The sequence below is a fragment of the Streptosporangiales bacterium genome, assembly GCA_009379825.1.
Lineage (GTDB): Bacteria > Actinomycetota > Actinomycetes > Streptosporangiales > WHST01 > WHST01.
In genome coordinates this window covers 1-10,765 of the sequence record WHTA01000123.1, presented here as the reverse complement: position 1 = coordinate 10,765, position 10,765 = coordinate 1, and the positions used below count along the sequence as shown (strand labels likewise).

At 68.0% G+C, this 10,765-nt stretch carries 9 protein-coding genes and 1 pseudogene; 7 read left to right on the top strand and 3 right to left on the bottom strand.

What is annotated here, in order from left to right; genetic code table 11:
- Nucleotides 1-88 precede the first annotated feature (88 nt).
- The 3 genes and pseudogenes from GEV07_29490 to GEV07_29480 all read right to left on the bottom strand — a co-directional run bounded on the left by GEV07_29490 (nt 89) and on the right by GEV07_29480 (nt 3,607).
- Nucleotides 89-1,126: an FAD-binding protein gene (locus GEV07_29490; GenBank protein ID MQA06661.1), complete on the bottom strand. Its 1,038-nt coding sequence runs from the start codon at nt 1,124-1,126 to the stop codon at nt 89-91.
- Between the two features lie 8 nt (nt 1,127-1,134).
- Nucleotides 1,135-2,747, bottom strand: a pseudogene (locus GEV07_29485) (AMP-binding protein).
- 83 nt (nt 2,748-2,830) lie between these two features.
- On the bottom strand, nt 2,831-3,607 hold the full coding sequence (locus tag GEV07_29480; GenBank protein ID MQA06660.1) for an SDR family oxidoreductase: 777 nt from the start codon (nt 3,605-3,607) through the stop codon (nt 2,831-2,833).
- 185 nt (nt 3,608-3,792) lie between these two features.
- Here GEV07_29480 and GEV07_29475 point away from each other — a divergent pair, with 185 nt between their 5' ends.
- From GEV07_29475 to GEV07_29445, 7 genes are all read left to right on the top strand, one after another.
- Nucleotides 3,793-4,815 (top strand): helix-turn-helix domain-containing protein, encoded by a 1,023-nt coding sequence (locus GEV07_29475; protein MQA06659.1) that lies wholly within the window; start codon nt 3,793-3,795, stop codon nt 4,813-4,815.
- Nucleotides 4,816-4,825: 10 nt separating this feature from the next.
- On the top strand, nt 4,826-5,998 hold the full coding sequence (locus GEV07_29470) for a thiolase domain-containing protein (GenBank protein ID MQA06658.1): 1,173 nt from the start codon (nt 4,826-4,828) through the stop codon (nt 5,996-5,998).
- 165 nt (nt 5,999-6,163) lie between these two features.
- Nucleotides 6,164-6,958, top strand: coding sequence for an SDR family oxidoreductase (locus tag GEV07_29465; protein MQA06657.1), 795 nt, complete (start codon nt 6,164-6,166; stop codon nt 6,956-6,958).
- 289 nt (nt 6,959-7,247) lie between these two features.
- A complete protein-coding gene (gene mmsB / locus GEV07_29460) occupies nt 7,248-8,171 on the top strand; it encodes a 3-hydroxyisobutyrate dehydrogenase (GenBank protein ID MQA06656.1) in 924 nt (307 codons plus the stop codon).
- 6 nt (nt 8,172-8,177) lie between these two features.
- The gene (locus GEV07_29455) at nt 8,178-9,677 is read left to right on the top strand and encodes an aldehyde dehydrogenase family protein (protein MQA06655.1); all 1,500 of its coding nucleotides are present in this window, start codon (nt 8,178-8,180) and stop codon (nt 9,675-9,677) included.
- 99 nt (nt 9,678-9,776) lie between these two features.
- Complete coding sequence (locus tag GEV07_29450; GenBank protein ID MQA06654.1) at nt 9,777-10,391, top strand: hypothetical protein; 615 nt, start codon at nt 9,777-9,779, stop codon at nt 10,389-10,391.
- Nucleotides 10,358-10,693, top strand: a complete 336-nt coding sequence (locus GEV07_29445) for an NAD-binding protein (GenBank protein MQA06653.1) — start codon at nt 10,358-10,360, stop codon at nt 10,691-10,693. Before GEV07_29450 ends, GEV07_29445 begins: the two co-directional genes overlap by 34 nt.
- The last annotated feature ends 72 nt before the right edge of the window (nt 10,694-10,765 follow it).

Here is a 10,765-nt window from a genome sequence, read left to right as displayed (position 1 = left end):
CTTCCTCGATCGACAACTCCCGCGCGAACACTTCGGGCTTGCGCGCCACGCGACCACCTCCGCGCGCAAGCCTCGAGGACCAGGCCGGTCAACGCAAGGCGACACGATTACGACACAACCCCAGTTGACGAGGCACTAGCAGGGCGGCCTGGGCGGCCAACGTGTCGGCGCGGAGGCCTGCCGGGGCCCGCTCTCCACGCGTGGCCACCATCAACGATCCCGTGTCCATGAGCTCGATGCTCGCCGGCTGGGTGGCAGCCACCTCGGGGAGCACGGCGGCTGCCTCGGCCAGAGACGGCAACACGAGCAGCCCTGTGCTGGCGAACCGAGGCGCGGGGACGGTGGCAAACGTGGCAGAGGCGACGAACGCCAGCGTGCCCTCGCTGCCCACGACGAGGTGGGCGAGGATATCCGCGGGCTGGTCGTGGTCCAGGAACGCGTTGACGCCGTACCCCATGGTGTTCTTGATCGCGAACAACCGCCTGATGGTCCTTAAGGAGTCCGCATTCTCGCGCACTCGGTCTCGGAGCTCGAGCAGCCCCGCATGCAGGGCCGGCTCTGTACGGCGCAGCTCGTCATCCGCGTCCGGCCGTCCGGTGTCGAGCCGTGTGCCGCTAGGAAGCACGAGATTCAGGGCGAGCAGCGTGCGGTAGGCGTTGGCGTGGGTGCCGCAGCTCATGCCGCTGGAGTTGTTGGCGACCACGCCACCGATCGTGCAGGCGCTCTCACTGGCCGGGTCGGGTCCCAGGCGGCGGCCGTACGGACGCAACAGCGCGTTAACCGCTCGGACGGTGGCACCGGGCTGGGTGCGCACCGCTCGGCCCTCCTCGAGCACTTCGATAGCGCGGAAGTGCCGTCGGGTGTCAACCAGCACCTGGTCGGTGATTCCCTGTCCCGACAGGCTGGTCCCGCCCGAGCGGAACGTCACTCCAACACTGTTTGCGGCACAGGCAGTGATGGTTCGCGCCACGTCATCGGCGTCACGGGCGATGACCACCGCCGCAGGGGTCAGCCGGTAGTGGGATGCGTCTGAGGCGCGAGCAGCGCGGTCGATGGGACGGTCCAGAACCTGGTCGACCGACAGCCCGGCGGCGAGCAGGAGTCCACGGGGTCCCGGAGGCACCACAGCAGCGGTCACGACATGTTCCCTTCCACGGGCCACTCGCCACGTTCCTCGAGCAGGGTTCGGAGTAGTTGCTTGGTTACCTTGCCGTAGCCGGAGGTCGGGAGCGCGTCGACCACCACGACGCGACGAGGCGCCTTGTACCGAGGCACGTTAGACCGACACCACCCTTCGAGCGTTAGCGAGTCCAGGTCGACCCCGTCGCGCAGCACACATACGGCATAGCCGACCTCGCCCCACTGCGGGTCGGGCACGCCGACCACACCGACCTGGGAGATGTCAGGATGCTTCAGCAGCTTCTCCTCCACCTCCCGCGGGTCGATGTTGGAGCCGCCTGAGATGTACATGTCGGAGTCCGTCCGGTGATGTAGAGCAGTCCCCGGTCGTCGAGGTAGCCGAGGTCGCCGGTGCGGAACCATCCGTCCCTGAAGGCCTTTGCGTTCGTCGCAGGATTCGCGTAGTAACCCGCGAACACGGCCGGACCGCAGACGCAGATCTCTCCACGGTCCCCGGGTGGCAGCTCGTTGCCGTCCTCGTCCTGAATGCTGACCTGCATCCCGGTGCGTTCGAAGCCGGCGGGCGGGATCTCCCCCGGCACCGGCAGCGACTCATGCATCCAGGTCGGCAGGACCGTGATGTTGCCGGTGACCTCCCCGAGCCCGTAGTACTGCACGAGCACCGGGCCGAGGACGTCGAGGTCCCGGGCCAGGTCCTTCGCCGTGATCGGCGCGCCGGCGTACACCACGTACCGCAGTGAAGAACGGTCGAAGGCATGGGCCGAGTCGTCCTGTGCGAGCCGGTTGAGAATCGTCGGGACTGTGAACATCGTCGAGACGCGTTCCTGCTCGACCAGCTGCCAGGCGGTAGCCGGGTCGAGCCGCTGCTCGGGCATGAGCACGATCCGCGCTCCCCGCGCGACGTGCGTCGTGACGTGGATACCTGCACCGTGGGACAGGGGCGCGACCACAAGCGTGCTGTCGTCGGCACGCAGACCGGGCATCAGGTCGGCGAGGTGGTTGGTCACGACGAACTGCATCTGGTCGTGTGTGAGCACCGCGGCCTTGGGCGTGCGGGAGGACCCGGAGGTGAAGAACAGCCACGCCGGGTCGTCGACGCGGGGCACGTACCCGTCGGGACTTCGGCCGTCGTGCTCCGCGATCAGCCGCGCCACCTCACCGCCGGCGGCGGCGCGATCGGGTCGGGGGTCGTCTCCGAGCGGCCACGTCGGCACCGCGGCCAGCGCCTCGGCATACGCAGAGAAGTCACTGTGGCAGATGAACAACGCCGGCTCGATGTGCCGGGCGAGACCGACCACGTCGTCGACGTCCAGACGAAAGTTGGTCGGCGCCCACACCGCACCCACCCGCCACACTGCGTACATCACGGTGAGCAGGTCCGGGCAGTTGGGGGAGTGCGTCAACACCACCGAGCCAGGGCGAACGCCCTGATGTTGCAACGCGGAGGCCAGCGCGTCGACGCGGCGATCGAGTTCACCCCAGCTCCACCGCAGACCGCGAAATACTAGCCCCGTCGCGTCCGGCGTACGCAGCGCGGTCCCGGAGAGAGCCCGGGCCAGGTTCGGGGTACGCCGCGTCCGGCGATCGGTCCCGGGAAGGCCGCGCACGGCTGGGGCGATGGTCACGAGAGTTCTCCTTCAGCGAGGGTACACGGCATCGGGCGGGAAGTGGCGAGACAGCTCCCCGTGGATCACCCGACGGACGCGCCCCCACAGACCCGGATCACCTGGCCGGTCACATAGCGGGCTCCGGGCGAGGCCAGGTAGGCGACGGCAGCCGCGATCTCCTCGGGCGTTCCCATCCGCTTGATCAGCTGGTCGTCAAGGGAATAGGTGACAGATCCGGTCATGGCTGTCGCAACGGGTCCCGGGGCCACGGAGTTGACTGTTATGCCACGGTCGCCGACCTCCTTGGCGAGCCACTTGGTCAGGGCGATGACGCCACCCTTGGAGGCGGCGTACGCCGGTCCGGACCGGCCCCCTCCGGCGCCGCCGGACCGGGGGCCGCCCATGATCCCACTGATGGACGAGATGTTGACGACCGACCGCATGCTCTCCTGGGTCTTGGGCGACGTGAGCACCGCCTGGCACAACAGGAAGCACCCCCGGAGGTTGGTGTCGATGTCCAGGGTCCACTCGTCCAGCGTCATTGCCTCGAGGCTGGACCGGGACGCCGTTCCGGCGTTGTTGACCAGGATGGTTAGCGTGCCAAGATCGTCAGCCGCCCGCTCGACCGCGGCCCCGACCGCCTCGGGGCTGCGGACGTCAACGGCCGCACCGAGAACCCGGCGGTCGGGGAACTCGCTCCCCAGCTCGTCGACCACCTCGGCGGGCTCCCGAAGGTCGACGAGGAGCGCATCGGCACCGCGGAACACGAGCTCGCGTGCGATCGCACGACCGATCCCGCGTGCCGCTCCTGTGACCAGGGCTGTCTCCCCGGTCAGGTCGAAGCTGTCAGTGGTATGCATGCGCCACATCTCCGGAGGTCAGGCAGCGTAGATGGTGGTGGAGCTGGGAGGAGACGGCTGCTCGCCGCCGTGAACCCCGCCATGTGCGGTCGGATCGCCCCTGGCGCGACCGACGACTGACGACGGTCACAAAACCTTGTGGCCCGGCGACCGGGCGTGTCAAGAGCGTTCAGCGATGCAGTAAAATGGAGGTTCCATATGGTGGAACGGGTTTGTCCGCCATGCGACCTCTCGTCCATACTCGCCAGGTGAGCGTCAACTTCAACAGCGAGGTAAACCTCGCACAGCTCCGGCGCCGCGGCCGTCACTTGCTACGTTCCGCAGAATGGAACATCGCGCACATGCTCGACGACCAGCAGTTCACGCCTGGCGCCCAGAGCCTCCATCGCGGCCTGAGGCTGCTCGACGTCGTGGCCGTGATGGCCCGCGACCAGCCGGGCGGGGTGACGCTAGCCGACCTTGCCCGCACGACCGGTCTGCCGAAGTCGTCCCTACATCGGCTGCTGCTCGCGCTCAGCGAGGCAGGGTACGTCGAACGGCTCCAGCCGGGGGGCACCTACCGTCTCGGCGTCCAGGCCCAGGTGCTGGCTCAGCTGGCCACATCAAGCCACGACACGCTGCGCGCTGCCGCGACCGACAGCCTGATCCGACTGGCCGAGCTCTCGGAGGACACCACTTTTCTCACCGTGCGACAGGGCAGCTACGGCCTGTGCCTGAGACGTGAAGAAGGTTCGGGGCTGATCCGCAACAACGCGATGGGGGTGGGTGACCGCCACCCGCTCGGCGTCGGTGCCGGATCCCTGGCCATGCTGGCCGAACTGCCCGACCTCGAGGTCGAGGAGATGCTGAAGCGCAACGCTCACATCAATGCGCGGCATTACCCCCTCATCGACTCCCAGAAGCTGCGCGACCTCGTGGCCCAGAGCCGCCGGGACGGCTACGCGACCAATCCCGGTCTGGCCGCACCTGGATCGTGGGCCATCGGTGTCGCGATCTGCGACGAGGATGGTTCACCTGTCGCTGCGCTGAGCATCGCGAGCATCGAGCAACGGCTCAACGGGCCGCGTCGCGTCGCGCTCGTCGAGGCGCTCCACGCCGAAGCAGCTCTGCTGAAGGACTTCCTGGCCTCCGTCCCGACCGGGTCCGCCGGCTCGGGACGACCCGCCGGCTCGATCACCACAACCAAGGGTCACCGACCCCGCATCTGAGGAGGACACCATGCCCGCCACACCGCACCTGACCGGTTGGGCGCACTCGCGCTTCGGTCGTGCCGAGGAACCTGACGTCGAGACGCTCCTGGCACGCGTCTCGGGTGAAGCGCTCGCGCACGCCGAGGTCGACCCCGCGGAGGTCGATGCCATCTACGTCGGCGTCTTCAACGCGGGTCTCTCGCCCCAGGGGTTCGAGGCCGGCCTCGTCGGTGTCGGGCTCCCCGCACTCGGCCTGACCCCGGCGACCCGGCTGGAGAACGCCTGCGCCACCGGGTCGGCTGCGCTCTTCGCCGGTCTCGACCTGGTCGCCTCCGGGCGCGCGCGGACGGTGCTGGTGCTGGGCGCCGAGAAGATGACTGCCGCTGAGATGACCGTGGTGAACGACGCACTTCTCGCGGCGTCGTACCGAGCCGAGGAGGCCGCGGCCGGCAGTTTCGCAGCGATCTTCGGAGGCCTCGCAGAGACCTACTTCGACCGGTACGGCGACCTCCGGGCCACGCTCGCCCGGATCGCGGCGAAGAACCATGCGAACGGGACCCGGAACCCGTTCGCTCACATGCGGAAGGACCTCGGCTTCGACTTCTGCAACACCGTCTCCGAGAAGAATCCGGAGGTCGCTGGACCACTGCGTCGCACGGACTGCTCGATGGTCTCCGACGGGGCTGCCGCGATGGTGCTGCAGTCCGACGACGCAACCGCCTCGGCGCCTCGCGCCGTCACCTGGCGAGGTCGCGCGCAGGCCAACGACCACCTACCGCTGAGCCGGCGCGGAGACCTCCTGGAGTTCGCCGGCGCCCGCGCCGCGTTCCGGCGCGCGATGGAGGAAGCCGGCACGACTTTGTGGGACCTCTCGCTGCTGGAGATCCACGACTGTTTCACCATCGCCGAGTTGCTGGAGTACGAAGCCTTCGGGCTGGCCGAGCCGGGAAAGGGAGCGACCGCCATCGAGTCCGGCATGGTCGCCCGTGACGGTGAACTGCCGGTCAACGTGTCCGGAGGCCTGAAGGCCAAGGGCCACCCGATCGGTGCCACTGGGATCTCGCAGCATGTGATGGCGGCAATGCAGCTCACCGGTGAGGCCGGCGACATGCAGCTGCCGAATGCCCGGCTCGCCGGTGTCTTCAACATGGGCGGCGCCGCGGTGGCCAACTACTTCTCCGTCCTCGAACGCGTCCGGTGACCGGAATGAGCGAACCCGCCCGCCTCCGCCATCCCGCCCCCGCAACGGAGGAGCACATCGTGTCCGTCCCCATACGCGCCGCGTCGCAGGCAGGCAGCTCGGCCCGGCCTCGCGGATGATGCCGGCCGTAGTCACGTTCGAGCTGGTGGCCGAGCGGAGTGCTGCGTGACAGGCCGACTGGAGGATCGGGTCGCGATCGTCTTCGGTGCCGGTGGCGGCCCGGACGGCGTCAGCAACGGTCAGGCCGCCGCCGTGACCTACGCCTGGGCGGGGGCCCGGGTCGTCGCGGTGGATCTGTCAGGGGACGCAGCCGCTCACACCGTCGCCTCGATCCTCGAGGAGGGCGGGGAGGCGATGGCCGTCACCGCCGACGCCACCGACGGTGACGCGGTTGCCGGTGCGGTCGGGGCGGCACTCGAGGCGTACGGCGCCATCGACGTTCTGCACAACAACGTCGGCGCGACGATACTGGGCGATCCCGTAGAACTCGAGTATCGCGAATGGAAGCGGGCGTTCCAGATCAACGTCGACACCGTTTTCCTCACCGCGAAGCACGTCCTCCCCGCGATGCTCGAGCAGCGTCGCGGTGCCATCGTGAACGTGTCATCGGTGGCGGCACTGCGGGACGTGGGCTACCCGTACCCCGCGTACATGGCGAGCAAGGCCGCGGTGAACCAGGTGACGGTGTCGCTCGCGCTGACACACGCCGCCGACGGGATCCGGGCCAATGCGGTTGCGCCGGGCTTCATGGACACCCCACTGGTGCGCAAGCAGCTCGCCGGCCAGGCCGGAAGCATCGAGGAGCTGCTTGCCACACGGCACGCCGCGAGCCCCACGGGCCGGATGGGCACCTGTTGGGACGTAGCCAATGCCTCGTTGTTCCTCGCCAGCGACGAGGCGTCATACGTCAACGGGGTCTGCCTACCCGTGGACGGAGGTTTGACGATGAGGTGCGTGTAGCGCCCAGAACGTCACTGGCCGGCTCTCTCAGTCAGCATCCCCGGCGGCCCGACCCGCGGGTGCCCACCCGCGGGTTTTGGGGGTAGTGCCGGTACAGCCCCGACCTCATGTACGACTTGCATGCACTGGGCATTTCTGTTCCATGCACTGGGCATTTCTGCAGGCGGGCCGGGCCAATTTGACCATTGTCCCACGGCGGCGGGCAGCACAAGGTTGGAGGGCCAGGACGGCATGCGCGGCTGGTACAGGCTCAGGACCGCCGCAGGACAAGACCGAGAGGCAGGCGATCGTGACACGTGTGGGGTTCATAGGGCTCGGCCGGATGGGCGGCCCCATGGCCGCCAACCTGGCGGCTGCTCAGCATGAGGTGACGGGATACGACGTCGTTCCGGAAGCGCGGGAGATGGCCGCGTCGAACGGTGTTGCCATCGCCTCCTCCGCTCGTGAGGCCGTCGCCGGCGCCGAAGTCGTCGTGACCATGCTTACGCGCGGCGACGTGGTTCGCGCGGTACTTACGGGGCCGAACGGGGTCATGTCCGAGCTGCCAGCCGGTGCCGTGCTCGTCGACTCGTCCTCGATCGACGTCGCCACCACCAAGGAGATGCATCAGGATGCGGCATCGCGCGGGATCCACTACATCGACGCTCCCGTGTCGGGTGGCGTGGCCGGAGCCCAGCAGGGAACGCTCACCTTCATGGTGGGTGGAGAGGCCGAGACCCTGGAGCGCGCCCGCCCGTTGCTCGAAGTCATGGGCGCCAAGATCGTCCACGCCGGCGCTGCGGGCTCCGGCCAGGCGGTCAAGACGATCAACCAGATGCTGTTCGGCTCGACCCTGGTCGCGGTTGCTGAGGCCTTCACCCTCGCCGAGCGGCTGAGCTTGGATCCCAAGGTTCTCTACGATGTCGTCACTAGCGCCTCGGGGGACTGCTGGGCCATCCGGAACTTCTGCCCGTGGCCGGGCGTCGTCCCCGGTTCGGCCGCGGACGCCGACTACGAGCCCCGCTTCGCCGCCCGACTGATGAGCAAGGATCTCAACCTGGCTGTCGATGCTGCCTCCAAGGCAGGACAGGAGCTCTCGATCGCCTCGCTGACGGCGGCCCTCTACGAGAAGCTCGCAAACCAACAGGAACGCGAGATCGACTCCTCTGCCGTGGTCCGGGTGATCCCGGGGAGCCCGCTCGCCGACCCGCAACCGTCCACCGAAGGAGCCTGATCTGACATGACCGATACCGCTACAAAAACCATCGAGGACATCGCTTCGTCCACCGATCGCGACCCCGGGATGCTCATCGGGGGCGAGTGGGGCGCGGCCGACGCCGGCGAGTGGATCGACGTCGAGAGCCCCCGAGACCGGAGCACCTGTGGGCGGGCACCGCGGGGCAAGAAGGCCGATATCGACCGCGCAGTGGCAGCGGCGCGCAAGGCGTTCCCCGCATGGCGAGACCTCGCCCCCCGCGAACGAGGCAAACTGCTCCAGCAGGTCGCGGACGCCCTGGAGCCTGAGGTGGAGCGTATCGCCCGGCTCATCTCCTTGGAGAACGGCAACGCCATCCGGACGCAGTCGCGGGGTGAAAGCAAGTTTGCCGTTGACGTCTTCCGCTACTTCGGCAGTGTCGCCAGCGAGAGCAAGGGCCAGACCGTTCCCCTCGGGCCGAAAACCCTCGACTACAGCCGTCTCGAGCCGTACGGCGTCGTCGGTGCTGTTGTCCCATGGAACGCACCCATCCAGTTGAGCGCGATGAAGATCGCCCCTGCACTCGCGACGGGGAACACGATCGTCCTCAAGACGGCGGAGGCAGCGCCCCTTGCCGTGCATGCCATGGCACGGGTCGCCGCCGAGATCCTCCCGCCCGGCGTGCTGAACGTGGTCTCGGGCTACGGCGAGGAAGCGGGCGAGGCGCTCATCACCCACCCGGACGTGGACAAGCTCTCCTTCACGGGCTCCACGGCGGTCGGCGCCCGTGTCATGCAGGCAGCATCCGATCGCATCGTCCCCGTCTCGCTCGAGTTGGGGGGCAAGAACCCACAGATCGTGTTCCCTGACGCCAACCAGGACTGGGTGGTGGAGGGCGTCGTGTCGGCCATGCGCATCACCCGGCAGGGGCAGTCCTGCACGGCTGGCTCACGGCTGTTCGTCCACCGTGACATCTTCGACTCGTTCATCGGCACTTTCGCTGAGAAGCTCGAGAAACTCGTCCTCGGCGACCCCCTCGACGAGGCCACAGACATCGGGACGATCGTCAACGCCAAGCAGTTCGACCGGGTCTGCGGCTACATCGACGAGGGCCTCTCGACGGAGGGAGCCACGGTCGCCACCGGAGGGCGCCCGCCGACAGAGGGTGCGCTATCCCAGGGGTACTACGTCACACCGACGGTCTTCACCAACGTCGGTAACGACTGGCGCATGGCCCGCGAGGAGATCTTCGGCCCCGTGGTGGCGGCCATTCCGTGGGACGACGAGGCCGAGGTTGTCAAGATGGCCAACAACACCCACTACGGGCTCTCCGCTTTCGTTTGGACCCATGACATCGGCGCCGCTCTCCGTGTGGCCCATACGGTGGAGGCCGGCTGGGTCCAGGTGAACCAGGGCGGCGGTCAGGTCCTCGGCCAGTCCTACGGCGGCTACAAACGCAGCGGCATCGGCCGGGAGTTCTCGCTCGAAGGGGCACTTGAGAGCTACACCCAGCGCAAGCAGATCTCGGTCCGCCTGGAGCCGTGAAACGCCGGCGGCCGGCCCGCGTGGCCGGCCGCCTTGCTCTGTCCCTGTGATCATTCGCGCGTCGACCGTCCGGCGGCACGCCCTCGAGGAAGAACATCAATGCCAGCATTCACCACGGTTGCCTTCGTGGGCCTGGGAACCATTGGCCTGCCGATGGCGACGAACCTCGTCAAGGCCGGCCTCCAGGTCCAAGGCTTCGACCTGGACAAGACGCAGGAGAGCCGACTGCAGGAACACGGCGGACTCATCGGATTCGACCACGTCGCGGAGGCCTGCCGAGGGGCCGAGGTGGTGATCACCTCGCTACCCAACACCGAGCACGTTCGGACCGCCCTCGTGGGGCCCCAGGGAGTGCTCTCGGTGATGGAACGGGGCACATACGTCGTCGACGTCAGCACGATCTCCCCCGTAGCCACCAAGTCCCTCGCCGAGCAGGCACAGCAGCACGGGGTCTCCTTCGCCGACGCCCCGGTGAGCGGATCGAGCGTCGGAGCCGCGAACGCGACGCTCACCATGATGGTGGGTGCCAGTGATGCCATCTTCGCCGCTATCCGGCCCCTGCTTAACGTCCTCGGCTCGAACATCATCCACGTGGGCGACGTCGGCTCCGGGGGAACGGTCAAGCTCATCAACAACCTGCTCGTCGCCGTCAACGCCGCCGTGTCGCCGAGGCCTACGCCATCGCGTCGAAGACCGATCTCGACCCCCGGGTGATCTACGACGTGGTAAGCAAGTCCACCGGCGACTCCTGGGTCTGGCGCAACCGGGTGCCCGCCAAGGGACTCGTCCTCGGAAGCCCGGTGGAGGATGACTTCGCGCCGGGGTTTGCTTCGTCGCTGATGCGTAAGGACCTCGACCTCGCGCGTGACTTCGCCGGAGAGCTCGGCACCCCGCTTCTGCTCGGCGCGTTGGTGCGGGAGATGTTCACCAGTGTCATCGCACAGGGCTGGGGCGGCAAGGACTACTCTGTGCTCGCGAGGCTTTACGAGCATGTCGGAAGGCCCGAAGGCGAGTAGACGCCGAGAAGTGAAGCGTCGACGTTTCACTCCATAGCGGTGTGTCCCCCCGCTCTCGAGGCTGCCATCGTG